A 25,220-nucleotide genomic window follows, 5' to 3' on the forward strand; every position below is an offset into this window, starting at 1 on the left:
GCACCGCGGCCCCGTCGGTGAGCCGGGCGAGTCAGCGTCCACTGGGGACACCGGAAGCCACGCTGCGCACGACGGTCTTGGCCGCGGCGTCGTGTAGTGGCCGGTTCTGGGCGTCGGAAAGTCCGACCAGGCATTCGAGCAGGACGAAGACCTGGCCAAGGACCGGGAGCGATTGCGGGAGTCCGAACACGGCCGCGCGTGTCAGAGCCTGAGGCCATCGAGGCCGACGGGCGTCGGATGCGTTGGCGACCCGTACGTGTACCACGGCCATGCCTACCGTGTGGCCCCATGCCCCGAGCAGCAGCGCGTCGTAAAGAAACATCAGCAGACCCCAGCCGAAGATCGACAAAGCCGTCACAACCGTGACCAGCGTGCCGTCGGCTCTGGTGTTCCAGCCGGCGGCCTCGCCCAGCGCCATGGCAATGATCAGCAAGGCCCAACCGCCCAGCCCGACGACGGCGAAGTCGATCAGGCGAGCGAGCACGCGGCGCCTCATCCGCGGCAACGGCTCGGGGCCGGTGGGGGAGTAGCGGAATGCCGCCGGTGGATGCGGATCGGCCGCCTGCGCGTCCGCGGAACCCTCCGCTGGGTCCGGCGCCGCCTGTGGCGGGTGCGTGTCTTCGATGTCCGTGGCGGGGACGATTTCAGCCGTCACGGGGACGTGGACGTCGCCGAGGCGACCGGACAGCGAGACCGTGGAATCGACCGGTCCCGGCCGGTCGGTGTCGAGATGGATCTCCCACGCGCCATCGGCGGCCGACGTCGGCGTTACCCGGACACTGTGGGTGCGGGGGCGGGCCGTGCATTGTCGTGCCAGAGGCGGACCGATCAGGTGAAGCAGTCGTCGGGGTGCGGGTGTGCCCTGGATGATGCGGCCGAAGTCCACGACGCTCGGTACGGGCGTGAGCCGTACGCCTTCCAGCACCCGGTGAGCTTGAGCGCGGATGGGGCTGGGGGGTTGGCGGGTCAGCCACAGCAGGACCTCGTGGGCGGTTGCGGCTGCAGTGATGTCGTCCCCGGTCACCGCGGCTTCCAGTTGGAGCAACCCCCCATGCTGTGTCTGCGGGTTCGGGCTGAGCAGGGCCTGGCGCAGTGGTTCGGGCAGCTGGGCCAGGGCGCGGTGGCGCCGTGTGCTGCGTGCGAGGTAGACGTCGCCCTGCACATGCACGCTGCAGCTGGGCGTTTGGTGAGGGTTCTCGCTGCGGATGCGGTCGTAGAGAAAGTCGTAGAGCTCGTCGAGCGAGATCCGCCCGTCCTCGTCGAGATCGGCCTCTCCAGTCGTGAGGCCGGCGACCAGGGCGCTGGTGAATACCGAAGGTGTGTGGGGGGCGTCTTCGGCCAGGCGGTCACCTTCGAACGCATACTCGATGGCGTTGGATGCGGTTACTACCGCCCAGCCCTTACCGCTTCCCATGTCCTGGCCGGAGAACGTATCGAGTACGTGGGCGTCGCCGGCACTGCGTAGGCCCATGCCCTCGAGGAACGCCCCACCGAAGCAGCAGTCGAGAAGCAAGACGGTGTTGCGGGCCCGGCACGTACCCATGCACTTGCGGACGAAATACGCCGAGACGGCCGTCGATCTCAGGAGCCGCGGTGTGGTGTCGCGGGCGGCGAAGAACAGCTCCCCTGACAGATTCTTCAGCCCGTGGCAGGAGAAGTGCAGGAGCAGAGCGTCTTCGCGTCGGCCCTCGGCGAAGAACTCCTCAACCTTCGCGGCCACCGCCGGCGAGGGTTCGTTGTGCACAACAGAAACCTCGAAGCCGCCGATGTCAGGATTGCCGAGCACCTCGGCCAGTGCCATGGCGTCCTGGGCGGGAGAACGCAACCGCGTCAGGCCCGGGTCCTCGTAGGTGTCCTGGGCGACGATCAGCGCCCGACGCGCGCCACTCACACCTCTCCCTGGGAAGTTCCGTGGCGTTGCAGGAAAAACTGCAGACTCCGGTCCGCCTGCTCGGTGGAGGTCTCGGAGATCTCCAGCACGTCGCCGTCGATCTCGAGTCGAAGAGAGGGCCGCGGCTGGGTGCGGTCACACCATGCCCGGAGGCTGCGCACGAGCCTGCTCAGCATAGTCATGGAGGCGTCGGTAACGACGGCCAAGCCGGTTAGATCGAGACCCCAATCCGCGCGAGCGCCGGCCGGCGGGGGTCCCGTCTGCAGTGGCCGCACATCCTCGACATCCAGGTGCAGAAGCTCGCCGTGCAAGCTGGCGACCAGCTGCTCCAGGTCTTCTGCGTGAGCGTCACAGGAGACGTGAATCTGCATGGTGGTGTCCATCGCCGCAGCCTCTCCGCTGGTGCGGGCCGGACCCCGATCGAGCAGGCCCGGTATCAGATCACCTGAATCTCAGTCTGCGCCGTCGATGGTCTCCAAGCAACCTTTCACCTGCGGTTTTGCTCCCGTCGCGTGAGGGCCACGGCTGAGAGATGTCGGCGACTGCGAGGTTGCCGACACCGTGCCCGAATGGCGTAGCGCGAAAGCCTGTTTTTTGAACGGGCGAGGTGGCGCAGCCAGATCCGGATCGCGGCGAGCTGGACCGTGCCGTCATTGATCGAGGCCCGCTTGTCGTACCTGGTCGTCACCGCGCGGTTCTGCTTGAGCAAGTTGATGGCCCGCTCCACGGTGTTGCGGCCGCGGGAGGCCCGCCGGTCGAAGGCCGGGGCCTGCCGCCCGACGGGCTGGGCGATCGTCGCGACGATGTTGCGTCGGCGCAGGTGGGACGGGACCGCGGCCGAGGAGTAGGCCTTATCGCACCCGGTTCGGGCAGGTGCGTGGGCGCCCCCGACTGCGGGGCAGCCGCAGGTCGCCCGTCAGCGGCGCGAACATCGGAACGCACCGCCGAGCAACACCAGCGCCCCGTCCACCTCAGCACCGCCCTTGAGGCCTACACCGGGCCGCCGTTGGGCGAAGCCGACCGCCCGATCATCGAGCCCGAACGGGAGAACCGCCGCCGCCTGGCCTCCTCGGTCTGCGTCGAGGCCGCCCACCTCAGCGAGGACACCCCCGCGGCCCTGGAGTGGCTGGAGCGCGCCCGCGACTTGGACGAGCACAACGAAGCCATCTACCAGGAGCTGATGCGCGCCCACGCCCGCAACGACCGCCCCGACGAAGTCACGCGCGTCTACGAGCGGCTTCGGGAGAGTCTCCATAAGTTCCTAGAAATTCAGGAACCAGAACAGAGGAATGGCACCAGCTATGGGGGTCAATGCGCACGCAGGGGATTGAAAGTATAGGAACGGTCGAGGTCGTGGCGGGCCCCTGCGGCAGCGAGCGGACCTGCGTAGCAGCCGTGCGGAACAGTAATCGGTGAACCCGGTGAATATGTAGGATCGAACTATCGGGCCCGTTCGGCGAGGGCAGGTGCGTCATGCCGCCGCGCCGTCAAAGCGTAGAATCCCACCACGGATGCTGCTCCCAGAACTCCTCCGGTGGTGTTCACGAGCACATCGCCCGTGCCGGCCACACCGCCTGTTCCAATCACCAGTTGGGACGCCTCGATTGCCAAGGACAAAAGCGTACCGGTGAAGAAGCGGAGTATAAGAGGTGCGAAAGCGGCGGCTGCTGCGATCCCGACGGGCACGAACAGAAGAAGGTTCGTGATAAGTTCCTCGACGACGAGAGTCGCGCTTCCGTCGCCGTCTGTTGAATCAAGGTAGTCGTCAGGATTGGTGTAATAGACTCCATTTTGTTTCAGAAAATCTGTTTCTCGTCCCCCCAGTGGCTTTCCTGATCCGTCAAGCCACACAGCCTCCCCATCGACTTCGAAGCGATAAGCAAAGTAACCTGTTCCGGAATCTTTCTCTTTAGCGATTTCCCGTGTCTGCTTGTGTGTGAGATCTTCTCGCCCGTTGAAGTATACGCTGCGCCCTTCCGCTGTCTCGATAACAAAGGAGTCTGTGGGGCTGAACTCCTCCATATAGCCTGCGAGGGGATTGACCTCGAATCGAGTTCCCCGCTCTCCTGCAGCCGCCCAACCGGCGTTGGCCGGCTGAACGAGCACCGCGAAGAACAGTACCGCTGCGCAACCAAGGCATATACGCGCCCACTGGACAGTTGGTCGGGGTCGTCGGTAGAGCAACCGGGCCACGAGCCACGCGACGGCCAAAAGGGTGGCGGCGACAAGCGAAATCGTCAGCGGGTTGACGAAGAGTAGAACCATCCACATGTGAAGGAGGCGGCCTTCCCGGTTTCATTAGAGAGGTAACGATGCAGCGCCGGAGAACCCATTCAGCGGAAATCGGGTGTCCGGCTCAGGCAGTGCTAGGGGCGGGGCCGCCGCAATAGGCGACGACCCCGCCCTCTACTTCGTGTGCTGGATCTAGGTTAGTAGCAAGCAGCGAACTCTGTCCGGTAGACGTTGCCCGATACTCGCATCAGTCCCTGATACGACTTGGGTGTCGTCGTTGACCGGAAGGTTTGCCCGGCACGTCCACCGGGAGCGATCGTGTAGCGCTGGCCACCCCAGCGGTCCTGGTTCCCCCACCTGACGCCGAATTCGGCGACGATTGTGGACCCGGAATCCTTGAAATAGTCAACTGCCACATGGCTGCAGGACGATGCTTCAATCCGCAGCGTTCCGTTTGACAGGTAGCCGTACCCGGTGTCAAGGATGGTCGCTTCAGGATCGTCGCCTCGCTCCTCGGCGACGTCTTCCTGGTATTGTTCGAGGCTCTCTACGTCCTTGCCTTCGCCTACTTCGAGCAGTCGATGATCGTCGGTCAGGATGATTTCCTGCTCGTAGATAACTCTGCTTTGTGTGGCTTCTTGGGCCGACGCGGGGGATGCGCCTATTGAGGCCGATACAGCGAGCACCAATGCGGCGGCGAGAGCAATCCTTCGCAAACCTTATTGACCTTCCAGAATGGACGCCTTGTGGGCTCGAAAGAGATTAATGTCGCCCGCTCGCTGGTGACAATGGACGACTGAAGTGGTACACGTCACCACCCGCAGGGCTACGTCTGTGATCTGGTAAGAACCCAAGGAGTGGTGTTGCTGTCCGCATCCGGACACTTACAGCATGCATCGGCGGGTCTGAGTGGCAGACGCTGCCGGGGCCACGGCGGGTGATCAGCCTCCAGGATTGCCCGGCGAGGAGGGATGACCGCCTGAGCGCCTGTCGAGACGGTCGTGGCGCCGGCGTGGCAGAGTGCGTCGGACATGCCGTCTACGGGACCCGCTGCGGGCTCACGCTCGCGCTCGGCACCGGTATGCAGTTAACGCACCTACGAACTGCTGGCCGAGACCACGACCTACCGCTGCGCCGCTCCCACTTCCGCCTCGGCGAACCTGCTCCATATACCTCTCTGACTGACCGCTGTGCCGGATTCAAATCCGATGCAGCCCGCCCGCGTCGGCGCTAAGACCGCATGCGGTGCGCCTTCCACGCATTCGCACCGGCGCTATTCCTGAAACGGACGTGCCAGGGGGTCCACCGGGGGGTCCATTGGGGGGTCCACTCCAGAGTGGACCCCCACCCCCGCGCTGGCGGCCCAGCGCATCTCGCCGACACCGGGTCCACTCGCCGCCCCGACTCGCCACGACAGTGGCGTCGTGCCGAATGATCGGCGCCGTAACCATCCCCGTAGCCGTGGCGGTGCGATTCTCATTCCACCCGATCGCTTCCGGTTTTCGGCCATTCCGGCCCTGACCGCAGCTCCTCCACCCGCGTTCCTGTTCTGCGATTCACCGGCCGGCTGATCGCCCACAGGAAAACCGCGGAGATCACCCGGTATAACCCGCGGGCAAACGCCGCACCCGCCCCCGGCGCGGCCGCGCGCATATACCTCTCTACGGTCGCCCAAGGCAAGCAAAAATCCCGCCTCGAAAAAATCCGCCGAACCCGTTGACACCCGCGGCGCGCCCAAGGTGATCTGGGCTCGCAACGCCAGGCGAACGGGAAACACACCCGGCGCCGAAAAATAAATCAGAAAAGGGCTTGACACCCGGAAAACGCCCAAGCAAACCTGAAGCCGCAACGCCGAACGAAACACCACCGCACACGAAAGGACGGTGATTCACCCGCACAAAGCGCACCCGTTTCGGCGCGAATGCCGACCGGCCGCAACCGGGCCGGATACCAGCCCCCGCACGCCGCGTCACCAGCGGTGACGCGCGCCGCGGGAACCGGGGTGAACCGCGCAACCGCGGTTAGTCACACCCGCCGCAGCCACCCGCTCGGGAACGCCTAAGCCACACCATAGCGCGGGCCAGCCATGCCCAAAAGAGCGCCACGAGAAAAACCGGCGCGGGCATCGCGAACCCGGCACGGGGATTCCCCCGAACCCGCCCCGGGCGGCACTGAAAGCGGGAATGTGCCTGTTCCTTGAAAACTCAATAGCGGACGGCCGACGGCAGGCCGTGTTGAACGAGCGCGCGATACGGCGCGCGAATCCGCCGCCCGTTTCCCAGCGATTCTGCGGCGCGGTTTCCGCCCGGCGCGCCCGATGCCCGGCTGCCGTCACATGCGCTCCCGCAGCGACGCGCGCTCCCATCCCCGCAGGTGGAGGGGCAACCGCGCCCGTGCGCCCAGCGGCGCCGCCCGGCGCGGTGGCGCGCGTCGCCACCCGCAGCCCGACCCGTTCCCTCACAACCCAGGAGGAGAGCCATGCGCATCCCGGCCGTAGTCCGCCCGGAGACCGTCAGGGAACTGGGCGCCTACCTCGACGACTACACCTACGGCATCTACCGGGTCCACGCCCGGCGCCAGACGCGCCGCCTGCGCTGCAACCGGCTGTGCAAGCTCCGGGCCTGCACCGCCCACGGGTGCAGCACGTGCCCGCCCAGCTGCCCCCGCCCGGCCTGCACCAAGCACGGGCCCAAGCAGATGTGGACCTACACCGTCACCTCGTTGATCAACGACGACCAGACCCACCGCCGCAGCGGCGAGGACCCCGTCCTCAAGACCTTCACCGGCGAGAACGCGTGCCTGGACGCCGTCACCTACCTGATCGGCATGCTCCAGGCCAAGGCCGAGCTCAGCGGCGCCCGCCGCCGGTTCGTCGACTACGTCCACGACGAGCTCCACCGCGCGCTGCGCGCCTCGGGCGAGCACTACGCCAACTTCCGCGACCAGTTGAGTGCCGGACGCGCGGCCATGCGCGTCTAGCCACCCCACGCCGGCCTGAGGGCACCCGTGTGCCCACCACCGCCCCCGCCCGCGGGCGGGGGCGCCACCGAAGGGAGACATCTGTGCTGGACCCCCACGCCCCGGCCACCACCGGCGAGGCCGACATCGACGCCGACCGGGTCGAGGTCACCGAGGCCGAGATCGCCGAGTACGTCCTGGCCCAGGGCTACCTGTCGGCCCCCGGCGCCCACGCGTTCGCCGCCTGGCTGCACCAGGAGTGGAACGACTTCCCCGACGGCGACCCCGGCTACACCAACGCCCAGGTCATCCACGGCGCGCTCGTGGACTGGTGCGGCGGCGACGACCCCACCCGACTCTGCGCCCACGGCTACCGCGCCAGCGACTCCTGCCCCGGCTGCGACGCCGCCCAGCAGGACCAGCGCGGCGACGCCGACCAGCCCTGACCGCCCTCCACCGCGAAGGGAGCCGACCCCATGACCAACAAGCACACCTGCCCGCGCTGCGGCCACCTGGTGGTCAAGGACCTCAACGTCGTCCCCCAGCGCATGTGGAACCACGACGTCCAGACCTGGCACTGCGAGAACTGCACCCTCTCGGTGCGCCGCGAGTTCACCGACGGTCGGTGGTCGGCCTGGCAGCCGATCCAGTAGCCGGTACCGCCGGGCCAGGCCCGGCCCGCCCCGGGCTGGTGCCGGGCGCCCAGCGCCGCGCCCACCGCACCCTCCGGACACCCGTGTGCCCACCCGCCCCCGTTGAAGGGAGACCTCCGTGCTGGACCTCGACGCCCCGGCCGCGGCCCGCCAGCCCCTGCGGGGCCCGGCGCGCGCCGCCGCCGAGCAGGAGTTCCTGGCCTTCGTCACCGACCGCGGCTACCTGCCGCCACCCAGCGCGATCGCCTTCGCCGCGTGGCTCAGCGACACCTGGGACGACTTCGTCGAGTCCGACTGGAGCCTGAGCACCGGCTTCGTGCTGCACAGCGCCCTGGAGTACTGGTGCAACGGCGCCGACCCCACCCGGTGCGGCCACGGCCGCCACCTGGGCCAGGTCTGCCCCGACTGCGCCGCCCGCCGAGCGCCCTACACCGAAGCGCCCGCCTGAGGCGCCGACACCGCCGATGACCCGCCGGCCGCGGGTGCGCTGCGAGCGCGCCCGCGGCCGGTGCTGTGTGCAGGGCCGATGGCCCTGACCCGACCCCGACCCGTGCGAAGGAGCCATGCGCCCTATGGACATCCCGATCGAGCCCGCCCACCTGACCCAGCTGCGCGACGGCGGCCCCGGCAGCCTGCTCGTCTGGCACGAGGAGGCCCACCGGCTGCGCGTGACCGCCCTGACCGGCGGCGACGACGACCCCGACGTGCTGGGGTATGCCGACATCATCATCGCCGGATACCGCGACCTGCCCGACGCCGACGACACGGAAGCCGCCATCCAGCGGTGGGCGGTCCGGGCCCGCCAGCACGCGCTGCAGCGGGGCCTGACCCCCACCGTGGCGCCGCTGCGCGTGGCCATGCGCCGCCGCGGCCTGCACCTGCGCTGCGCCCCCGACATCATCGGCGCCACCGGCGAGGACCTGCCCGAGATCGCCGAGGAGTACGAAACCGACTCCGGCCACGCCGTCGTCGCCGTCACCACCCCGCTGGGGTATGCGGCCCCCGCCCGCATCCTCGTCTTCGACGACGCGGCGTGCGAGCCCCTCCACACCCTCGCCATCGAGGTGGAGCACGCCTCGCTGCTGCAGGCGGCCGACATCGTGGCCGCCGCCGCCCACGCCGCGGCCTACCTGATGTAGCCCCGCGGCCGCCGCGCCCGCCCTCCGCACCGCACCGCGCCGGGCTGCGGCCGCACGCCCTCTCGCCTCCCTCGACCGAAAGGAGACCTGCCATGAGCACTCCCGCTGAGCGTCAGGCCGTCATCCAGATCGCCCGCCGGGAATGGGCCGAGGTCGAAGCGGCCGGTCGCCCCGACGCGGGCGGCCACCGCGACCGCGCGGCCCAGGCGGCCGCGCTGGAAGCGGCCTACAGCGCCTTCCGCGTCGCCGCCGAGATCAGCGAACTCCTGGGCGGCCCCGGCGCCCACGAGCTCACCCGCGGCGCCGCGACCTGACCCCGCCCCGCCCGCCCCGGCGCGCTGACGGTCGGCGAGAACCGCCCGTCAGCGCGCCCGCCGTGCCCTTCGTGCCCGGCACCAACGACAAGGAGCCGCCGTGTTCGACGCCATCACCCCCGCCCACCTCGCCCGGATGCGGGCGGTGGGCACCCAGGCCCTGCTGGTCTGGGACCAGCACGACCACCGCGTCCAGGTGGCCCGCGCCGATGAGGCCGTCGCCTGGCTGAACCGCCACACCCCCGTCCTGGCCGGGGCGAGCGCCCTGGAGGCCATCGAGGCCGAGGCCGCCACCGCCGCGGGCGCCGACGAGGACGCCGTCCTGGAGCGCCTGCGCGGCCTCGCCCAGGCCGTCATCGAGGAATGGCCCCACGTGCGGCCCCATGTGGCCGAGGTGGCCGCGCTGCGCCGGGCCATGGCCCACCACGGCCTGTACCTGGACGGGCCGCCCATCCGCACCCCCGACCCCCGCGCCCGCGACCGGTTCGCGCCGCGCGTGCTGGCCGAGCGCTACCACCACCCCGCAGGCACCTGGGTGGTGACCGTAACCGACGTGGAGGCGCCGGGCGCGACCTACGTGCGCGTCCTGGCACCGCCCGACCACCTGCAGGCCGCCTTCACCCTCGACACCGGCCGCCCCGAGCCTGCGGCCCCGGCCGTGGCCGCGGCCGCCCACGCCGCCGCACACCGCGGCCCCCAGCCCTGATCACCGACCGCCACCGCGTTGGGAGGAGCGTTGCCCCCGAACATCGACATCACCGCCGACCACGTCGACCTGCTCAAACAGGCCGGATCCGGATCGCTGCTGGTCTGGGAGGAGACCACCGGCGCGGTCCGCACCGCCGACGCCGCCCGCCCCGACCAGCTGGGCGCCCACACCCTGGTCGTGGCCGGCTACGAGCAGCTCGCCTTCGCCGGAGCCGACGCCGACCCGCAGGCCCAGGACCCCGCCGCGCTTCCCGCGGCCCGCCTGGTGCCCGCCCTGCAGGAGCTGGCCGAGGAGGTCAGCGAGGAATGGCCCCTCATCCGGGCGCTGACCCCCACCGCCCAGCCGCTGCGCCAGGCGCTGGCCGCCTGGGGACTGCACCTGTGCCGCACCGTGGGCGCCTGGCACCTGCGCGGGCACCGGTTCCCGCAGCTGGAGGAGATCTACCGGCACCCAGCCACCGGCGGGCGCGCCCACATCTCCTCACCCCTGGGCTATGCCGCCCCGGTGCGCGTGCGTGTGACCAGCGCCCGCGGACGGCGCCGCGAGCTGGCCGTCGACGCCAGCGCCCTGTCACTGAGCACGGCCGCCACGGCCCTCAGCGCCGCCACCCGCAGCCTGCTCCTCGACTGATAACCGGCCCCCTATGCGGAAACCCGGATGTCCGCCCCCCGAGAGAACAGGAGCCCTGATGCCCACGCTTCCTGAGGGGCTGATCCCCTCGCCCGCCGAATACCGTGCCCACACACTCGCCTGGCAGCACCTGGACGAGGCCCGGCGCGCCTTCGACCGCATCGACGCGTTCGTCCTGCCCCGCACCGTCGAGCCCACCCCCCACCTGCGCGCGAGCCTGCGCCACACCCTCAACGGGGTGGCCGACTGGCTGCAGCGCGCCTGCTCCGAGGGCGACCCCACCTATCGGGACGCCCCCGTGCTCGCCCATCTCATCGGCGACAAGCTCAACGTGGCCAAGCCCGTCCCCGTCGTGGACGCGCACCGCAAGTGGGTCTTCATCGCCGCGCGCCGCCTGGTGTGCCTGCACGCCCCCACGCATCCGGCGGTGCCCGGCATCGAGACCGAGCGATGGCTCGAGCAGCACCCGCACGCGCTGCAAGTCATGCGCACCGCCGCCGAAAGGGCTGCCAAAGCCTGCCCCTGACCATCGCGTCCCAGGACCGGATCCGCCGCCCCGCCCACCCACTCCGCTGGTGGGCGGGGCGGCCTGCGCCCGCCGACCCCTCCTTTGTGTCCGGCACACCGCCGCACGCGGCGCCGTGCACACCCGCCGATGCCCCTCCCGCCCGCCTCTCAAGGAGCCGCGATGCCCACCTCAGTGCCCTCGCCGCGGTTCACCCGCGCGCACCTGACCGAGGCCACCCGGACCCACCTGGCCGCCCTGATCTGCGACATCTGGCCCACCGCGGCCCTGCTGGAAGTCCACTTCCCCGACCTCCTGGCCCCCGCCCACGAGTGGGCCGACCCCGACGACGTGCACCTCCGCTTCACCCTCACCGGCATCTACGCGCCCTCGCCGTCGCGCCTGGTCTTCGCTCCCGAGCTGCTGCACGACCTGCGGCCACCGGCCGCGGAGAGCGACGACGCCGAGGCCCGAGAAGCCTGGAGCCACTACGCCGACGAAGCCCGGGAGCTGGTGGCCGTGCTCATCCGCCAGTCGCTGACCTACCTGCCGCGCGAGGACCCGCCCTGGGAGCCCGGCTGGCCCGACGACCCCGACCGCTACCTGCACCTGCACTGAAACCGGCCACGGGCGGACCCCGCCCGTGGCCCCCGCAAACCCCGCCCCGACCCCGTTTTCCGCCCCGGGGCGGAGCCTCGAAGAAAGGAGACACCGACATGACCGTCGAGACCACCGAAGCGGTGCCCGTGCGCGACCGTGTCGCCCAGGCGCTGGCCGCACGGCCCGAGGGCACCACGGCCGTCACCCTGGTGGAGGCCACCGGCGCCTCGCGCGCCTCGGTCTCCAAGGCCCTGTCCGCCCTGGAGAAGTCCGGCCGGGCCCGCCGCCGGCGCCCCGACGCCACCGAGGCGACCCGGCCCCTGCCCGACACCTGGTTTCCCAGCGCCCCGCCGCCGGGCCCGGAGCCCGCCGAGGACACCATCCCGGAAACCGAAACCGAAGTCGGGGCCGCGCCCGCCGACGCGGCGCCCACCGCGGCCGAGGCCGCCGAGCGCCCGCAGCGCCGGACGCAAAGCGGCCGGCCCGTGGCCCGCCCCGGGCAGCTGCGCGCCATGGTCGCCCAGCACCTCATCGAGCACCCCCACGCCGAGTTCACCCCCGGCGAGATCTCCAAGGTGCTCAACCGCAGCGCGGGCGCCATCGCCAACGCCCTGGAGAAGCTGGCCGAGACGGGCGAGGCCCGCCGGACCTGTGCGGCCCCGCGCCGCTACCAGGCCGCCGCCCCCGACACGGCCGAGGAGTGACATGGCCCCCGCCCCCCGGTGCGGCGACCTCGTCCAGGCCGCGCCGATGCGCCCGGCCGGCCCGGCGGGTGTGGCCACCGGCCTGGTGATCGACACCCGCCCGGGCCACCGGCTGCTGGTGTGGTGGTTCGGCCTGGGCCCGCCGGAGCTGGTCGCCACCGCCCAGACCGTGCCCGCCCCGGAGATGCGTCGGCTCGGCCGCGCCGCCGACCTGCTCGGCCCGGCCGGTCTGCGCGGCCTGCACGCTGCGGCCGCCCCAGCCGCCGACCTGGCCGCCCGCGCCGCGGCGGCCCTGACCTGACCCGCACACCCGCCACCCGTCCGTATCCGGCGCGCCGGCCCTTCGGGGTCGGCGCGCTCATTCATGCAGAAGGGATGACACCACCGTGACGACCGTCAACGACCTGATCGAGGCACTGCAGGACGCCGTCACCGAGCACGGCCCCGGGCTGGGCGATGCCCCGGTGCGCCTGGCCATCCAGCCCACCTGGCCCTTCGAACACGCCCTCGGCGACATCTGCGTCGTCGAGCGCTGGGAGCAGGACCAGGAGCGGCTGTGCGACTCCCCGCTGGTGCTCTACCTCGGTGACAGCGACCAGGTGGGCTACCTGCCCGGCGACGCCCGCGAAGTCCTGGGCTGGCAGCCCTGACCGCCGCCTCCGCCCGCGCAGGGCCGCGGCGTGCCCGCGGCCCTGCGCGGCGAGACCCGCCCCTGTTTCCCCGGCAGGGCCCCGCCCCCACGGGCCGGGCCAAGGGGCGAGCCATCCGCCTGTCTCCACCCCCTCCCGCTTCCGCGGCCCGGTCCCGGCCCTGCCGTCGACCGCAGCGCCGGTACCGGCATGGGACACATCCGCCACCCACAGTGAAAAGGAGTGTGCACACCGATCATGCGTCACAACGAGATCCTCGACGTCGACCCCCTCCAGGTAGCCCAGCTACGGGAAGGCGGCCCCGGCGGCCTGCTCCTCTGGCGAGAAGCCGCCGACCGGGTCGAGGCCGTCGCGCCGGGCCACGTGCCCGGCGACGAAGCCATGGTCATCGCCGGAGTCGAGGACCTGGACGGCATCGCCGCCCAGGCCGAGGAGGACGGCGAGGAATACACCGACACCTACGCCGCGGCGGCTTTGGGCAGCATCGGCGGCGACATCCTGGCCGAATGGCCCCAGGTCAAGGCGCTGACCCCCTGCGTGCTGGACCTGCGCACCGACATGGCCCGCCGGTCCTGGCACCTGGCCGCCCGGCCCGAACACGACCGCTCCCTGAGCACGTACACCATCACCGACACCTACCGCAGCAGCGAGCGGACCGATCTGGCCATCAGGGTGACCACCGCCTTCATGCATACCTCCTCCACGCTGGTGCGCATCCTGACCGTCCGCGGGCGCCGCGAGGTCTACCGGTTCCGCATCGACCCCGGAACACAGCGCCCTGGCATGGCCGCCTACCCCGTCGCCGGAGCGATCGACGCGGCCGTGGAGGTGCTGCCGCGCATCTGAAGCCCGCCTTCCCCGGGGCGCCGCCGGGAGTCCGGCGGCGCCCCGCCCCCGTGCCCCGGCCCCATCTCCTCCCGGCACCGGGCCGCGGGGCCCGACCCGAGCAGAAAGGACCGCGATGAAAACACTCGTGCACACCGGCCTGCGGGTGCCCACCGACCGCATCCGCATCACCCGGCTGGAGCAGGTCGACCTGGGATTCGGCATCGCCTGGTCGGCCCGGCTGTGCGACGGATCCACCATCTTGGGCGAGCTGGTCGACGACGGGCGCGGCTCACAGACGCACTTCCGCCCGTCCTCGGGCGAGGCCCAGCGCGTCGTGGAGGAGTTCGCCGCCCGATGCCGCAGCCCCGAGGGCGCCGCCCTGTCCACCGACCGCGTCCTCGACCTGCTGGCGGATGAGTACGACTACGCCCGCGAGGTCGCCGAGGCCGAAGCCCGCGGCTGCTACCTCGTGCGCGGCTTCGACGACCACGGCATCCCCACCGTCCAGACCCTGACCGTCCCGGGCACCGGGCCTCCCGACTACGCCGCCGCGCTCGAGGCCGCCACACGCCTGCCGCCGCCGGCGCGGGCCGTGCGCGCCCAGCTGTGGATGGGCCCGCGGCGGGGATGGGCCGACATCCCCGCCCCCACCTGAGACCACCGCCCCGCCACCCGTTGCTGCCGCCTCACCGGAGGGAGCCCCCGTGTACACCGTGATCATCTTCGACGACTCCGAACTGGGCACCACCCACCGCCAGTTCTTCGACGACTTCGACCGCGCCTGCGCCGATGCCGTCTTCGCCAGCACCAGCAACGACCTGGATGCCTTCATCTACCAAGCCCCGGCGCCGCTGCGGTGGGGCGCACCGCCGTGTGCCCCCATCGCCCAGACCTGCCCCTGCCCCCAGGAACCCCAGGTCCACATCCGCACCCCCCACTGCGGCTTCGGCCCCCGCCCGCGCCGATGACCGGCCCCCGGTCGTGCGCCGCCGCCGCGGACCGCGCCGCTCGACCCCATGCAGAACAGGAGGTTTCCTCGTGCCCGCGCCCACCCCCGACACGCCCCAAGCGCCCGGGCGGCTGGGCTCCGGCCAGCTGCGGAGCCTGGTCGCCTCCTTCCTCGCCGACCACCCCGGCTACCACACCCCCACCGAGATCGCCCGCGCCCTGGACCGCTCCTCCGGCGCCATCGGCAACGCCCTGCGCCGCCTGGCCGAGGACGGCCACGCCCGCGCCGCCCCGGGCCGGCCCATGCGCTATGAGGCCACCACCGCCATCGCCCACGCCGCAACCGGACCCCCGCCCCCGGAGCCGGGGCGGCAGCGCCCGCGCCCGGCCCGCCCCGAACCCGTCGCCCGCCCCGGCGGGAACCTCTACCACCCCCGCGCCCTGGCCGATGCCCCCGACGTTCAGGTGCTGCGCCGCCTGCGGGAAGCCGGGCTGTGCCCCCTGCTCTACGGCCCGCCCGGCACCGGCAAGACCTCGCTGGTCGAGGCCGCCCACCCCGACCTGGTCACCGTGGCCGGCGACGCCGACACCGCCGTGGCCGACCTGGTGGGCGAATACACCCAGAACCCCGACGGCACCTTCACCTTCGTCCACGGCCCCCTGGTGCGGGCCATGCGCGAAGGCCGGTGTCTGTTCGTCGACGACGCCACCCTCATCTCCCCGCCGGTGCTGGCGGTGCTGTATCCGGCCATGGACGGCCGCGGCGAGATCACCATCAAGGCCCACGCCGGCGAAGTCGTCACCGCCCAGCCCGGCTTCCACGTCGTCTGCGGCCACAACCCCGGCGTGCACGGCGCCGTGCTCACCGACGCGCTCGCCTCCCGCCTGGCCGCCCACATCCACGTCTCCACCGACTACGACCTCGCCCGCCACCTGGGCGTGGACTCCCGCGCGGTGCGCGCCGCGCGCAACCTCGCCCGCCGACTCGAGGCCGGCGAGACCGGCTGGGCCCCGCAACTGCGTGAACTGCTGGCCTTCGCCCGCCTGGAGGAGGTGCTGGGACTGGAGGCGGCCCTGGCCAACCTCGCCGGGATCGCCCCCGAGCCCGACCGCGACACCGTCATCGAAGTCCTGGAATCGGCCTTCGGCCGACCCGTGGCCCCGCTGGCCCTGGGCCCCCAACTCTGACCCCCTGCAACCCGAAAGGAGCCGACCCGTGGCCACCCACCTGGCCCCCGCCCGCGCACCCGCGACCGCCGCCGGCGCCTGGAAGCGGCTCTCGGCCGCGCTCACCGCCGAGGTGGGCGATCTGGCCGAGCGCGAGGACCTCGTCGTCACCTGCGCCCCCGGCGCCGGCGGCGGCGCCCCGGGCTGCTACATCCCCGAGCGGGCCGCCATCGAACTCGACGGCGACCACCTCGGCTGCGACCCGGACACCTGCACCCCCCACCGCGCCGCCGACCGCACCCGCTACCCGGCCCTGTGGGGCGTGCTGTGCCACGAGGCCGCCCACGCCCACCACTCCCGCTGGCACCCCGACCCGGCCGCGCCACGGGCCCACACCCACGCGGCGCTGCTGCTGGAGGAGTCGCGCATCGAAGCCGCCCACCTCGCGCGGCGCCCCGCCGACCGGGTCTGGCTGCGCGCAGCCATGCACCAGCTCCTGCTGGAGGACCTCATCGACCCCGCGACCGGCCAGGCCCGCCACCCGGCCTCGCTGGCCGAAGCCGCACAGGCCGCCGCCCTGCTGCTGGCCCGCGCCGACGCCGGCGTCCTCACGACCGAGGAGACCCGCCCGGTCCGCGCGGCGGTGGTGGCACTCCTGGGGCCCTCCCGGCTGGGGGCGCTGGCCGGCCTGTGGCACCGCGCCCACGCCGCGGCCGACGACGACGGCGCGACGATGATGGAACTGGGCCGGGCCTGGACGGCCATCACCACCGCCAGCGACGCCACCGGCCCCCAGGCCCCGCAGGCGGCGGCGCTGGCCGCAGCCGTCGACGCCGCCGCGGCAGCGGTGGCCGCCACACGCCCCACCCCGCCCACCGGGGGCGCCCCCGCACAACCGCCCGGCGATCCCGGCGGGAAGCTGCCGGTCTTCGACACCCCGCCCCCCAGCGGCAGCGTGATCACCGGCACCCGGGCCCCCACCGCCGGTGAGCAGGCCGATGCCCGCCGCCTGGCCCAAGAACTGGGCCGGGCCGCCCACCGCGAACCGGTCACCACCACCACAACCAGCCCCGTCCCGCCGGGGCGGCTGCGCATGCGCGCCGTGCTCGCCCGCCAGGCCCAGCAGGCCGCCGGCGCCCTGCCCACCGCCGAGCCCTTCGTGCGCACCCGCCGCCGCAGCGTGCCCGACCCGCCGCTGCGCCTGGGCATCGCCTGCGACGTCTCCGGCTCCATGCACGCGGCCGTGGGACCGGTGGCCGGCGCCGCCTACATCTGCGGCCGCGCCTGCGCCCACCTGCCCGAGGGCTCGGCCGCGGCCACCGTCGCCTTCAACGAGCACCTCCACGCCGTCGGCGATCCCCGCCGCCCACCCACGCGCGTCACCGAGTTCGCCGTCGCCGGGTCCGATGAGGACCTGGCCGGTGCCACCGACGCCCTCGACACCGCGCTGGGACTGTCGCGGCCCGGGGCCGCGCGGCTGCTGGTCATCGTCTCCGACGGCCGCTTCCACGACCACCAGCGCATCCGCGCCCAACAACGCCTCGACCGGCTACGCGCGGCCGGGTGCGCCCTGGTATGGCTGGCCATCGCCACCCGCCCCGAGGCTCTGGACGGCTGCGAAGTCACCGTCTTGGAGGAGGGCGCCCACGCGCCGCGGGTGATCGGCGACGCAGCCCGCCGCGCCCTGGCCGACACCTGATCACCGCCCACGCCCCGCAGCCGGCGCCTGCGCCCCCCGTCGCGCGGTCCGGCGCACGAACCCGCACCGGGCCGCGGCCCCGGCGCCCGCATGCACACCGACATCCTCAGCAAAGCCCCCACCACGGGCCGACCATCCCTGGGAACCCCGGCTTCGAAGGCGCGATAGCCGGAGACTTCGCGGCGGTCTGCGAGTCGACCTGCACCGACATCTTCGCCGATACCCGCGCTGTCGTCGTCACCACCCTTCGCGACCCGGATCACGACGGCTGACCCCCGGCGCGGCGTCACCCGCCGCCCACACCACCGCTGGCTCCGGACGACGGTGGTCGGCCGACACCTTTCCCGTTTCCCGTATCCGCCGAGATCGATTGGAGCGATGATGAACCAACCACCCGAAGCAGCAGATGAAGGAGGCGACTGCGCCCTCCAGGACCGACTCCTCGCACTTGTGCACGCCGCCCCTGGCGCCACTCTGCCGATGCTCGCCGAGGAAGCGGGACTCACCCCCGAAGAGGCGGGCCCCGCCCTGGCGCGCCTGGTCGATCGGGGCGCGCTGTCGGCGAGCGGCCCGCCAGGATTCACCCGCTGGCATCCGCCCGCTGATCGACAGGCCCCGGGCCCACCCGCCGCGTCCCGCCACACCACCGTGACTCGCCTGGTCATCAGCTACCTCGACGACCATCCCGGCTGCCGCGTGAGCGACATCGCCGCTGCTACCGGCCAGCACCGGACGTCGGTCTACAAATGGTTACGGGTCTTGATGGCGGAAGGACGCGCCCAGCGCATCGACGAAGCGGCCCAGCCCGGGCGCGGATCCCCAGGCCTGTGGCGGCTGGTGCCCGCCGAGGAGGAGGGCGGCGGCCTTGAGGACACCGACCGCTACGCGGGGCTGGTGCCCAGCGAGCGGGTCTTGCAGTGCGTCGTCGACCATCCCCACAGCACCACCACGGAACTGGCCCGGATCCTGGGCCCCGCAGTCCCTGTGGCCGCCCATCTCACGCGGTTGCACCGCGACGGCGCGGTCACGCGGGCGTCGAAACGGTCGGGGTGGCGCGCGCAGCGCGCGCCGATAGGGGCGGTCCCCGCGGCCGGCGGTGCCCCACCGCGGCCGACGTCGGGGGCCCTGGCCTCGGCGCTGCGCCAGCGGGCCGCGGCCGTCGAAACCGAGGCGGACACCCGCCCAGCCGGCGGGGCCTCGCCCGAGTTGCGGGCCGCGCTCCTGCGCGACTTCGCCGCCGCGATCGACGCCATGTCACCCACACCCACCGGGCCCGGCGACGATGCGCCCTGAAAGTCGACGCCACCCGTGGGAGGTCGGCACCCAGTCCCTCGGGTTTCCCGACAACGAACCGCGACAGGGCCGACAGTCCGACGTCAGAGCCGGGGGCTCAGCTCACCCGACCGCGGGCGCCCGCCTTCTGCGCACCCCCCGCCTGTACCGCCGGCTGCGATGCCGGGGGACGGGCGCGCTCACACCGACACCCACTCTCACCAGAGAAGGGAGCCAACAACCATGTCCGACGACACCGACGTCCTCGACCCCGCAACCGGACGCCCCCGCCTGCTGAGCCGCCGCTGCTCCACATGCGTCTTCCATCCGGGCAACCGCATGCACCTGGAGCCGGGCCGCCTGGCCGACCTCGTCGAACACAACCGCCGCGCCGGCGCCGGACTCACCTGCCACCAGACCCTGAACTCCGCCGGCACGGGCGCCCCCAACGCCTGGTGCCGCGGCTTCTTCGACGCCTACCCCGACACCCTCGCCTTCCAGCTGGCCCGCAGCCTCCTGGGCGGAGTCACCGAAGTCGAGCCGCCCGAGCCCCACGAGCCGTAAACCCGCCTCGCCGAACCCACGGCCCACCCGCCACGGACGGGCGAGCGGCCTAATGGGCGGCGTCGTACTCGGCGATGATCGAGGCCGGGATCCGGCCCCGGTCGTTGACCGGCTTGCCCTGCTGCTTGGCCCAAGCACGGATCGCGGCGGTGCGCTCCCGATCCCCGCTGCGCGTCTTCGGGCGCGACACCGCCGCGCTTTTCCTTCTCGGTGCCTTGCGGGCGGACTCGACAAACGGCGCGAGCGCCTTGCGCAGGCTCTCGGCGTTACCGGAATTGAGATCGATCTCATAGGACCGGCCGTCGAGTGAGAACGACACGGTTTCCTCGGCCGCGCCGCCGTCGAGGTCGTCGACGTACAGAACCTGCACCTGCTGTGCCACTGCGCCTCCTTGGATGGATGCAATCAAATACAGGCAATTGCTCGGTGGAACGATTCAGCCAAGCGTGGCCCGACCCGGCGCTGACCCGCAGAGGACCAGGGAGGGGGTCTCTTTGCCCCGTGGTGAGTGGGGCGCGTGGGTATTCGCCGACCCCTTCGCCTAACGGCTGTGTCCCATCACTGTCTATACGGCTTTTCTATCCGGAAAAGGTATTCGCGTCAAGCTATTCGTCTGAGAAATATTATGCTCGGGTCGGGCGAATAGCTATCGTGTTCGGAATCCGTACGGAGATCCGTGGTGAATGAGGGCGGGGCAATACGGATCCGGCCGCTGACGGGGAAGACCACCGATGCTCAGCAGTTCAGGATCCGCAGCCGGGGGGCATTCCGCCGGCGGAGGTCTCCTGGCGGATCGCCCCCGGTTCCCGACGATGCCGCCCACCCGTGATGTCGATTCCCGCGGTGTGTGCGGGCAGGTTCTTTCGGTGTCAGGGCACTGAGCACGTCCGGCTGCGGGCACCCGCCGATGCCCCACGCCCCCGATTCCCACGGTTCCGCCCATGAGCAGGAGCCGCCGCCGCTGGCGGTGTGGCCCTGCGCCCAGACTCCACCCGAGCAGCAGCGCCGCGAGCGCGGCCTGACCCCGCCGGTGGCCCCGGCTGCCCCGGCCCTGCTTCCGGTGCTGGCCCAGCGCCTGGTGGCCGAGCTGTCGGCGCCCGGCGAGCTCGTGGCCGATGTGATGTGCGGCTCGGGCGCGCTCACCCTGGCCGCCGCCCGCGCCCACCGCCGCGTCCTGGCGCTGGACCTGGAACCCGAATGCCTGGCCCAGACCCACGCCCACCTCGCGCTGACTGAGGCCCCCACCGCCCGCCGCGTGCTGGAGCTGATCCAGGGCGATGCGCGCCTGGCCACCGGCCTGCTGGCCGGCCACCGCATCGACCTGGCCGTGCTCGACCCGCCCGCCCCCGGCGCCCCACACGTTCCCGGCGACTTCGCCGAGTCCAACCTTGCCGCGCTCTCGGGCGCCGCCTACACCCGCGCGCTCACCGACGCGGTGGCCGCGGTCGCGGTGCGGCTGCGCCCCGGCGCCCGCCTGGTCCTGATCGCCGCCCCCGGACCCGAGCCAGCCCGCCTCGCCGCCGGCCTACCCGGCTGGGTCCAGGCGGGTGTGGACGCGGGGCTGGACTACCGCCAGCACATCATCGCCCTGACCCGGCCGCTGCGCGGCACCGCCATCACCACCGACCCCGCCCCCGGCGCGGCCGCGGATGGCCACCACCCGGCCCACCTCCACCTGCTCGTGTTCACCAAACCCGCCCCGAGTCCCGAGGAGCACAAGAAAGGAGAGCGCCGATGACCCACCGCGAGCACGAGCCACCCGCCCGGTGCGGTCCGGGGCGGTCGTCAGTGTGGGCCACCGGCAACCGGCCCGCCGCCCTGCAGCGGCGCGGCCGCTACAACCCCACCTCGGTGGACCACCCGGCCAAGATGCTGCCGGCCATCGCCGCCCACGCCATCACCGCCTACACCCGAGCCGGGGAGTGGGTGCTGGACCCGATGTGCGGCATCGGCACCACCTTGGTCGAGGCCGCCCACACCGGCCGCCACGCCCTGGGCATCGAACTGGAGCCGTCCTGGGCCGAGATCGCCCGCACCAACCTGGAGCTGGCCGCCCGGCACGGGGCGCCCGGCACCGCCCGGGTGCACACCGGCGATGCCCGCGACCTGCCCGCCCGGCTGGCCGAGCAGGGGTGGGCGGGCCGGGCGGCGCTGCTGGTGACCTCCCCGCCCTATGGGGCCATGACCCACGGGCGGGTGCGCACCCGCCGCGACGGTGCCGGCAAGGTCGACAAGTGGTCCCACCGCTACAGCCCCGTGCCCGAGGCGGCCCAGCTGGCCTATCAGAAACCCGCCGTGCTGCTGGAGTCCTTCACCCGCATCCTGGCCGCGGCCCGGGTGCTGCTGCGCCCCGGGGCGCGGGTGGTGATCACCACCCGGCCCTACCGGCTGCGCGGGCGCCTGGTGGACTTCCCGGGCCAGGTGACCCGCGCCGCCGAGGCGGCCGGGCTGGTGGCGGTGGAGCGGTGCGTGGCGCTGCTGTGCGGCATCCGCGAGGGCCGCCTGGTCAGCCGCGCCAGCTTCTTCCAGATGGTCGAGACCAGCCGGCTGCGGCGGGAGGGCTGGCCGGTGGCCGTCATCGCCCACGAGGACGTCCTGGTCCTGGCCAACCCCGAGTCCGCGGAGGGCCCGGCATGACCACCACCCGCTTCCACGTCTCCACCCGCAGGGGCGCCGGCACCCGCGGCGGGCCGCCCGATGCGGCCGGACCGGTCGCCGTGGCCGCCGAGGGGCCGAGGATCGGGTCGCTGTGCAGCGGCTACGGCGGCCTGGACCTGGGCGCAGCCGCGGCCCTGGGAGGCGCCCACCTGGCCTGGGTCGCCGACACCGACCCCGACATCGCCCGCCTGCTGGCCGCACGGTTCCCGCAGGTGCCCAACCTCGGCGAGCTGGCCGCCGCCGACTGGGACCGCGCCGCTGCGGTGGATGTGATCACCGCCGGCTTTCCCTGCCAGGACATCTCGGCCGCCGGTCGCGGCGCCGGAATCGTGAAAGGAAACCGATCCGGTGTCTGGAAACACGTCGTTCGTGCCGTTCGCCGTCTTCGACCCCGACTCGTGCTCTTGGAGAACGTGGCCGCCCTGCGGTGGAAGGGGCGCGGCCTCGACACCGTACTGGCAGACCTGGCCCAGACGGGGTATGACGCGCACTGGTGCAGCGTTCGCGCCAGCGACGTCGGCGCCTGCCACCGCCGCGACCGGGTGTTCGTTGCTGCCCACCCCCGCGGCCAGCGACAACGGACGGGGAACACCCTCACGCCGACGCCGTGCCGGCGGACACCAGGTGCGCCTGAGCGACACGGCCTGCGACCTGGCGGCAGGCGCGGACACCCGGCCGCCGACCCCACCGGCGGGTGCCCCGCCGCCCCTGCTGCCCACACCGCTGGCCAACGACGCCACCAAGGGCAGCGCGAGCCGACGCGGATCACGGGGCGATCTGACCCTGCCCGCCGCCGTGGCACTGCTGCCCACCCCCACTGCACACTGACCGGCCCCACCACCAGCCCCGACCGCGCCGCCGGCGCACACACCACCCGAGCCGACCCGCGGTGGGGCGCCTACGCCGAGGCGATCCACCGCTGGGCGGCGGTGGTAGGCCGTCCCGCGCCGGCGCCCACCGAACCCGGCCGCACCGGCCGACCCCGGCTGAGCGCGGCCTTCGTCGAATGGATGATGGGCCTGGAACCCGGCTGGGTCACCGACCCCGACCTCGGGCTCAGCCGCGCCGCCCAGCTTCGGGCCCTGGGCAACGGCGTCGTCCCCCAGCAGGCCGCCCACGCCTTCGGCCTCCTCTTCCACGACCGAGCCCAGGCCCAGGACCCGTGAGCACGCATCCGCGTCGATGCGCCCGGTTCCTCTCCGCCGCAGCCGCACCACCCCGACGCCCGCCGCGTATCCGCCGCACCCGGTCCCGACGGTGAGCCCACGCCCGCCGGGACGCCGCCCCGACCGCAAAGGGATTCCTGCATGCGTATCGCCGACGCCGACACCCGCGCCCGCATCATCGCCGACCTGCGCGCGCTGGCCGACGACCTGGACGCCCGGCCCGCGGTGCCCGTGCCCGAGATCGCCGAACTCGCCGTGACCTACTTCCCCTCCGGCACCGACAGCGAGCAGATCGTCGAGGTCGACCGCGCGGCCGAGCTGCTGGGCACGGTGGCCCGCTGGTGGGGCGAGCACTATGTTGCCGAGCTGCGCATCGGCGCCGCCGCCTACCGGGCTGTGGCCATTCCCGACCTGCACAAGCGTCGCCATGAGGCGCTGATGAGCTACCGCGACAACGTCATCCCCTGATGCGCCGTCGCCATCCTCCGCTGCCGCTCCCATCCCGGGCCGGGCGGTCCCGCCGCGCTGGGCCCGTCCGGCCCGTGGCCGCCACGTTTCGCGCCGTGAAGGAGGAACCTGTGCCCACCCCTGTGACGATCGACGAGACCGCCGGATGCGCCCGACCCCACAGCTACACCTACACCCGCGTCGTCGACCTCGCCGGGCGCCGCGTGCGCGCCCGAATCCGCCGTGACTACTACGCCTTCCAAAGCCACGCGGTCGCCGAGGTCCTCAGCGACGCCCTCACCTGGACTCACCTGACCCAGGTCGAGGCCGACGACTGGCACGGCGCCACCGCCGAGCCCCACGCCCGAAGCCTCGACGCCCGGGCCGAGCTCGCACCCCTGGCCGACCGGCTGATCGAGCGCGCCGTGGCCATCCTCCCCTGAGCGGCCGGCCGCCCCACCCGCCTGCGGCACCCATCGTGATCGGACGAGGGCCGCAGGGCCGGGCCGCCGGGGGCGTCACCGACGACCGGTGAGGTGTGCGAAAGGGGAGTGGTGTGGCCACCGAGGCGGAACTGCGGCGCATCCGGCGCGCCGGACGCACCCTGGACTACGCCCTCACGGCCGTGGCCGCCGGAGCGCTGGCCTTCTCCACGGTCAACGTGGCCCTGCTGGCCATCGCCCACGGGGTGCCGGCCTGGATCGCCTGGCTGCTGGAACCCCTCGTCGGGGTGGCGCTGTGGGCCGTACTCTCCTCGGACGCGGTCCTCTCGCGCTACGGGCGCAGCGCCGGAGGCTGGGCCTGGGGCCTGCGCACCTTCGCCGGGGTGGCCACGCTGACGCTGAACATCTGGAGTTCGGTGTTCGCCGGCACTGGCCGCCACCTGGCCTTGTCGCCGGATCCGGCCGGGATCCTGCTGCACGCCATCGCCCCGATTCTGCTGATCCTGCTGGCCGAGGCCGCGCCCCGCTACCGTGCGGCCTTCGCCGCCATCACCGCCGACCTCACCGCACAGACCGCTTCGCCAACGCCCCAGCCGCCCTCGACCGTCGGGGATGAATGCTTCCAGGACGACCGGCATCCCCGTCCGGAATCTCCGACGGCACCGGTACAGGAGGGCTCCGCACGCCCCGGTGCCACTGCGGACGCCGACCCCGCTGCGCACGATTCGCCGCACGATGGTGCGGCCGCACGTCGCCTCACACAACCGAGGACCGCAGCCACGCTGGCACCGGCCTTCGGGCTCAATCCGCCCCCGCCAGAGCCCGCCACAGCCGCCAAATCGCGCCGCCGCCGGCGGGAGCGCACCGACGCCCGCGCCCGCTCGATCCTGCTGCTGGAACCCGACATCACCGGCGCCGAACTCGCCCGCCGCCTCGGCGTGGCCCCACGCAGCGGCCAGCGCATCCTCGAACGCATCACCACGGAGGAACCCAAGGAGAAAGGCACGCACCCATGACCCCTGTCACCGATCCGCTCACCCGCC

32 protein-coding genes and 1 pseudogene are annotated in these 25,220 nt (G+C 72.6%); 27 read left to right on the forward strand and 6 right to left on the reverse strand.

The genetic code is table 11. From position 1 onward, the window contains the following. Nucleotides 1–31: 31 nt before the first annotated feature. From FZ103_RS10500 to FZ103_RS26190, 3 genes and pseudogenes are all read right to left on the reverse strand, one after another. Nucleotides 32–1,891: an RDD family protein gene (locus FZ103_RS10500; RefSeq protein WP_156000507.1), complete on the reverse strand. Its 1,860-nt coding sequence runs from the start codon at nucleotides 1,889–1,891 to the stop codon at nucleotides 32–34. Further along, the gene (locus tag FZ103_RS10505) at nucleotides 1,888–2,274 is read right to left on the reverse strand and encodes a hypothetical protein (protein ID WP_156000509.1); all 387 of its coding nucleotides are present in this window, start codon (nucleotides 2,272–2,274) and stop codon (nucleotides 1,888–1,890) included. Before FZ103_RS10505 ends, FZ103_RS10500 begins: the two co-directional genes overlap by 4 nt. Nucleotides 2,275–2,378: 104 nt before the next feature. Beyond that, a pseudogene (locus FZ103_RS26190) lies at nucleotides 2,379–2,735 on the reverse strand (hypothetical protein); the annotation flags it as partial. A 33-nt stretch (nucleotides 2,736–2,768) separates the two neighbouring features. On the opposite strand from FZ103_RS26190, the gene FZ103_RS24870 reads away from it, so the two are divergent. After that, nucleotides 2,769–3,230, forward strand: a complete 462-nt coding sequence (locus FZ103_RS24870; RefSeq protein WP_186356092.1) for a bacterial transcriptional activator domain-containing protein — start codon at nucleotides 2,769–2,771, stop codon at nucleotides 3,228–3,230. A 101-nt stretch (nucleotides 3,231–3,331) separates the two neighbouring features. On the opposite strand, the gene FZ103_RS10520 is transcribed toward FZ103_RS24870, so the two are convergent. Next, nucleotides 3,332–3,997 carry a VanZ family protein gene (locus FZ103_RS10520; RefSeq protein ID WP_186356093.1) on the reverse strand — a complete coding sequence of 222 codons (666 nt, stop codon included), beginning with the start codon at nucleotides 3,995–3,997 and terminating at the stop codon, nucleotides 3,332–3,334. Nucleotides 3,998–4,320: 323 nt separating this feature from the next. Then, nucleotides 4,321–4,839, reverse strand: a complete 519-nt coding sequence (locus FZ103_RS10525) for a hypothetical protein (RefSeq protein ID WP_156000515.1) — start codon at nucleotides 4,837–4,839, stop codon at nucleotides 4,321–4,323. A 1,762-nt stretch (nucleotides 4,840–6,601) separates the two neighbouring features. Between FZ103_RS10525 and FZ103_RS10530 the strand changes: the two genes are divergently transcribed. From FZ103_RS10530 to FZ103_RS10620, 20 genes are all read left to right on the forward strand, one after another. Continuing rightward, nucleotides 6,602–7,102 carry a hypothetical protein gene (locus FZ103_RS10530; RefSeq protein ID WP_156000517.1) on the forward strand — a complete coding sequence of 167 codons (501 nt, stop codon included), beginning with the start codon at nucleotides 6,602–6,604 and terminating at the stop codon, nucleotides 7,100–7,102. Between the two features lie 83 nt (nucleotides 7,103–7,185). After that, nucleotides 7,186–7,527, forward strand: coding sequence for a hypothetical protein (locus FZ103_RS10535; protein WP_156000519.1), 342 nt, complete (start codon nucleotides 7,186–7,188; stop codon nucleotides 7,525–7,527). Nucleotides 7,528–7,557: 30 nt separating this feature from the next. After that, nucleotides 7,558–7,734, forward strand: coding sequence for a hypothetical protein (locus tag FZ103_RS10540; RefSeq protein ID WP_156000521.1), 177 nt, complete (start codon nucleotides 7,558–7,560; stop codon nucleotides 7,732–7,734). Between the two features lie 118 nt (nucleotides 7,735–7,852). Then, nucleotides 7,853–8,182 carry a hypothetical protein gene (locus tag FZ103_RS10545; protein WP_156000523.1) on the forward strand — a complete coding sequence of 110 codons (330 nt, stop codon included), beginning with the start codon at nucleotides 7,853–7,855 and terminating at the stop codon, nucleotides 8,180–8,182. Nucleotides 8,183–8,306: 124 nt separating this feature from the next. After that, nucleotides 8,307–8,873 (forward strand): hypothetical protein, encoded by a 567-nt coding sequence (locus FZ103_RS10550; protein WP_156000525.1) that lies wholly within the window; start codon nucleotides 8,307–8,309, stop codon nucleotides 8,871–8,873. Nucleotides 8,874–8,965: 92 nt separating this feature from the next. Next, the gene (locus tag FZ103_RS10555; protein WP_156000527.1) at nucleotides 8,966–9,187 is read left to right on the forward strand and encodes a hypothetical protein; all 222 of its coding nucleotides are present in this window, start codon (nucleotides 8,966–8,968) and stop codon (nucleotides 9,185–9,187) included. 100 nt (nucleotides 9,188–9,287) lie between these two features. Continuing rightward, complete coding sequence (locus tag FZ103_RS10560; RefSeq protein ID WP_156000529.1) at nucleotides 9,288–9,893, forward strand: hypothetical protein; 606 nt, start codon at nucleotides 9,288–9,290, stop codon at nucleotides 9,891–9,893. A 30-nt stretch (nucleotides 9,894–9,923) separates the two neighbouring features. Next, nucleotides 9,924–10,526: a hypothetical protein gene (locus FZ103_RS10565; RefSeq protein ID WP_156000531.1), complete on the forward strand. Its 603-nt coding sequence runs from the start codon at nucleotides 9,924–9,926 to the stop codon at nucleotides 10,524–10,526. Between the two features lie 58 nt (nucleotides 10,527–10,584). Then, a complete protein-coding gene (locus FZ103_RS10570) occupies nucleotides 10,585–11,052 on the forward strand; it encodes a hypothetical protein (protein ID WP_156000532.1) in 468 nt (155 codons plus the stop codon). 162 nt (nucleotides 11,053–11,214) lie between these two features. Further along, the gene (locus FZ103_RS10575) at nucleotides 11,215–11,649 is read left to right on the forward strand and encodes a hypothetical protein (protein ID WP_156000534.1); all 435 of its coding nucleotides are present in this window, start codon (nucleotides 11,215–11,217) and stop codon (nucleotides 11,647–11,649) included. A gap of 98 nt (nucleotides 11,650–11,747) precedes the next feature. Continuing rightward, on the forward strand, nucleotides 11,748–12,335 hold the full coding sequence (locus FZ103_RS10580; RefSeq protein WP_156000536.1) for a hypothetical protein: 588 nt from the start codon (nucleotides 11,748–11,750) through the stop codon (nucleotides 12,333–12,335). A gap of 1 nt (nucleotide 12,336) precedes the next feature. After that, a complete protein-coding gene (locus FZ103_RS10585; RefSeq protein ID WP_156000538.1) occupies nucleotides 12,337–12,636 on the forward strand; it encodes a hypothetical protein in 300 nt (99 codons plus the stop codon). Nucleotides 12,637–12,721: 85 nt separating this feature from the next. After that, the gene (locus tag FZ103_RS10590; RefSeq protein WP_156000540.1) at nucleotides 12,722–12,985 is read left to right on the forward strand and encodes a hypothetical protein; all 264 of its coding nucleotides are present in this window, start codon (nucleotides 12,722–12,724) and stop codon (nucleotides 12,983–12,985) included. 237 nt (nucleotides 12,986–13,222) lie between these two features. Then, on the forward strand, nucleotides 13,223–13,831 hold the full coding sequence (locus FZ103_RS10595; protein WP_156000542.1) for a hypothetical protein: 609 nt from the start codon (nucleotides 13,223–13,225) through the stop codon (nucleotides 13,829–13,831). Between the two features lie 115 nt (nucleotides 13,832–13,946). Beyond that, entirely contained in the window at nucleotides 13,947–14,468 is a 522-nt protein-coding gene (locus FZ103_RS10600; RefSeq protein WP_156000543.1) for a hypothetical protein, read from the forward strand. Between the two features lie 49 nt (nucleotides 14,469–14,517). Further along, a complete protein-coding gene (locus FZ103_RS25140) occupies nucleotides 14,518–14,781 on the forward strand; it encodes a hypothetical protein (RefSeq protein ID WP_222936634.1) in 264 nt (87 codons plus the stop codon). A gap of 70 nt (nucleotides 14,782–14,851) precedes the next feature. Further along, nucleotides 14,852–15,949: an AAA family ATPase gene (locus FZ103_RS10605; protein ID WP_222936636.1), complete on the forward strand. Its 1,098-nt coding sequence runs from the start codon at nucleotides 14,852–14,854 to the stop codon at nucleotides 15,947–15,949. Nucleotides 15,950–15,977: 28 nt separating this feature from the next. Next, a complete protein-coding gene (locus FZ103_RS10610) occupies nucleotides 15,978–17,627 on the forward strand; it encodes a VWA domain-containing protein (RefSeq protein WP_156000545.1) in 1,650 nt (549 codons plus the stop codon). A gap of 381 nt (nucleotides 17,628–18,008) precedes the next feature. Next, on the forward strand, nucleotides 18,009–18,920 hold the full coding sequence (locus FZ103_RS10615) for a helix-turn-helix domain-containing protein (RefSeq protein ID WP_156000546.1): 912 nt from the start codon (nucleotides 18,009–18,011) through the stop codon (nucleotides 18,918–18,920). Nucleotides 18,921–19,142: 222 nt separating this feature from the next. Further along, nucleotides 19,143–19,463, forward strand: coding sequence for a hypothetical protein (locus tag FZ103_RS10620; RefSeq protein ID WP_156000547.1), 321 nt, complete (start codon nucleotides 19,143–19,145; stop codon nucleotides 19,461–19,463). 49 nt (nucleotides 19,464–19,512) lie between these two features. On the opposite strand, the gene FZ103_RS10625 is transcribed toward FZ103_RS10620, so the two are convergent. After that, nucleotides 19,513–19,845 carry an Lsr2 family protein gene (locus FZ103_RS10625; RefSeq protein WP_186356095.1) on the reverse strand — a complete coding sequence of 111 codons (333 nt, stop codon included), beginning with the start codon at nucleotides 19,843–19,845 and terminating at the stop codon, nucleotides 19,513–19,515. Nucleotides 19,846–20,370: 525 nt separating this feature from the next. On the opposite strand from FZ103_RS10625, the gene FZ103_RS10630 reads away from it, so the two are divergent. The 6 genes from FZ103_RS10630 (at nucleotide 20,371) to FZ103_RS10655 (ending at nucleotide 25,193) form a co-directional block, all read left to right on the forward strand. Continuing rightward, a complete protein-coding gene (locus tag FZ103_RS10630) occupies nucleotides 20,371–21,201 on the forward strand; it encodes a DNA methyltransferase (RefSeq protein WP_156000549.1) in 831 nt (276 codons plus the stop codon). Next, the gene (locus FZ103_RS10635; protein WP_156000550.1) at nucleotides 21,198–22,100 is read left to right on the forward strand and encodes a TRM11 family methyltransferase; all 903 of its coding nucleotides are present in this window, start codon (nucleotides 21,198–21,200) and stop codon (nucleotides 22,098–22,100) included. Before FZ103_RS10630 ends, FZ103_RS10635 begins: the two co-directional genes overlap by 4 nt. Continuing rightward, the gene (locus FZ103_RS10640; RefSeq protein ID WP_156000551.1) at nucleotides 22,097–23,287 is read left to right on the forward strand and encodes a DNA cytosine methyltransferase; all 1,191 of its coding nucleotides are present in this window, start codon (nucleotides 22,097–22,099) and stop codon (nucleotides 23,285–23,287) included. The genes FZ103_RS10635 and FZ103_RS10640 overlap by 4 nt, the downstream gene beginning before the upstream one ends. 141 nt (nucleotides 23,288–23,428) lie before the next feature. After that, nucleotides 23,429–23,755 (forward strand): hypothetical protein, encoded by a 327-nt coding sequence (locus FZ103_RS10645; RefSeq protein ID WP_156000552.1) that lies wholly within the window; start codon nucleotides 23,429–23,431, stop codon nucleotides 23,753–23,755. Nucleotides 23,756–23,865: 110 nt separating this feature from the next. Next, the gene (locus FZ103_RS10650; RefSeq protein ID WP_156000553.1) at nucleotides 23,866–24,177 is read left to right on the forward strand and encodes a hypothetical protein; all 312 of its coding nucleotides are present in this window, start codon (nucleotides 23,866–23,868) and stop codon (nucleotides 24,175–24,177) included. Between the two features lie 113 nt (nucleotides 24,178–24,290). Continuing rightward, a complete protein-coding gene (locus FZ103_RS10655; RefSeq protein WP_156000554.1) occupies nucleotides 24,291–25,193 on the forward strand; it encodes a hypothetical protein in 903 nt (300 codons plus the stop codon). Nucleotides 25,194–25,220 lie beyond the last annotated feature (27 nt).

Origin of the sequence: Streptomonospora sp. PA3, from assembly GCF_009728995.1 — a bacterium.
Lineage (GTDB): Bacteria > Actinomycetota > Actinomycetes > Streptosporangiales > Streptosporangiaceae > Streptomonospora.

Bases quoted from the DNA above. Each gene is read 5' to 3' on its own strand.
- FZ103_RS10505 (WP_156000509.1), bottom strand. From the start codon at position 2,274: ATGGACACCACCATGCAGATTCACGTCTCCTGTGACGCTCACGCAGAA.
- FZ103_RS10530 (WP_156000517.1), top strand. From the start codon at position 6,602: ATGCGCATCCCGGCCGTAGTCCGCCCGGAGACCGTCAGGGAACTGGGC.
- FZ103_RS10540 (WP_156000521.1), top strand. From the start codon at position 7,558: ATGACCAACAAGCACACCTGCCCGCGCTGCGGCCACCTGGTGGTCAAG.
- FZ103_RS10550 (WP_156000525.1), top strand. From the start codon at position 8,307: ATGGACATCCCGATCGAGCCCGCCCACCTGACCCAGCTGCGCGACGGC.
- FZ103_RS10555 (WP_156000527.1), top strand. From the start codon at position 8,966: ATGAGCACTCCCGCTGAGCGTCAGGCCGTCATCCAGATCGCCCGCCGG.
- FZ103_RS10570 (WP_156000532.1), top strand. From the start codon at position 10,585: ATGCCCACGCTTCCTGAGGGGCTGATCCCCTCGCCCGCCGAATACCGT.
- FZ103_RS10575 (WP_156000534.1), top strand. From the start codon at position 11,215: ATGCCCACCTCAGTGCCCTCGCCGCGGTTCACCCGCGCGCACCTGACC.
- FZ103_RS10580 (WP_156000536.1), top strand. From the start codon at position 11,748: ATGACCGTCGAGACCACCGAAGCGGTGCCCGTGCGCGACCGTGTCGCC.
- FZ103_RS10585 (WP_156000538.1), top strand. From the start codon at position 12,337: ATGGCCCCCGCCCCCCGGTGCGGCGACCTCGTCCAGGCCGCGCCGATG.
- FZ103_RS10595 (WP_156000542.1), top strand. From the start codon at position 13,223: ATGCGTCACAACGAGATCCTCGACGTCGACCCCCTCCAGGTAGCCCAG.
- FZ103_RS10600 (WP_156000543.1), top strand. From the start codon at position 13,947: ATGAAAACACTCGTGCACACCGGCCTGCGGGTGCCCACCGACCGCATC.
- FZ103_RS10615 (WP_156000546.1), top strand. From the start codon at position 18,009: ATGAACCAACCACCCGAAGCAGCAGATGAAGGAGGCGACTGCGCCCTC.
- FZ103_RS10620 (WP_156000547.1), top strand. From the start codon at position 19,143: ATGTCCGACGACACCGACGTCCTCGACCCCGCAACCGGACGCCCCCGC.
- FZ103_RS10630 (WP_156000549.1), top strand. From the start codon at position 20,371: ATGCCCCACGCCCCCGATTCCCACGGTTCCGCCCATGAGCAGGAGCCG.
- FZ103_RS10635 (WP_156000550.1), top strand. From the start codon at position 21,198: ATGACCCACCGCGAGCACGAGCCACCCGCCCGGTGCGGTCCGGGGCGG.
- FZ103_RS10640 (WP_156000551.1), top strand. From the start codon at position 22,097: ATGACCACCACCCGCTTCCACGTCTCCACCCGCAGGGGCGCCGGCACC.
- FZ103_RS10645 (WP_156000552.1), top strand. From the start codon at position 23,429: ATGCGTATCGCCGACGCCGACACCCGCGCCCGCATCATCGCCGACCTG.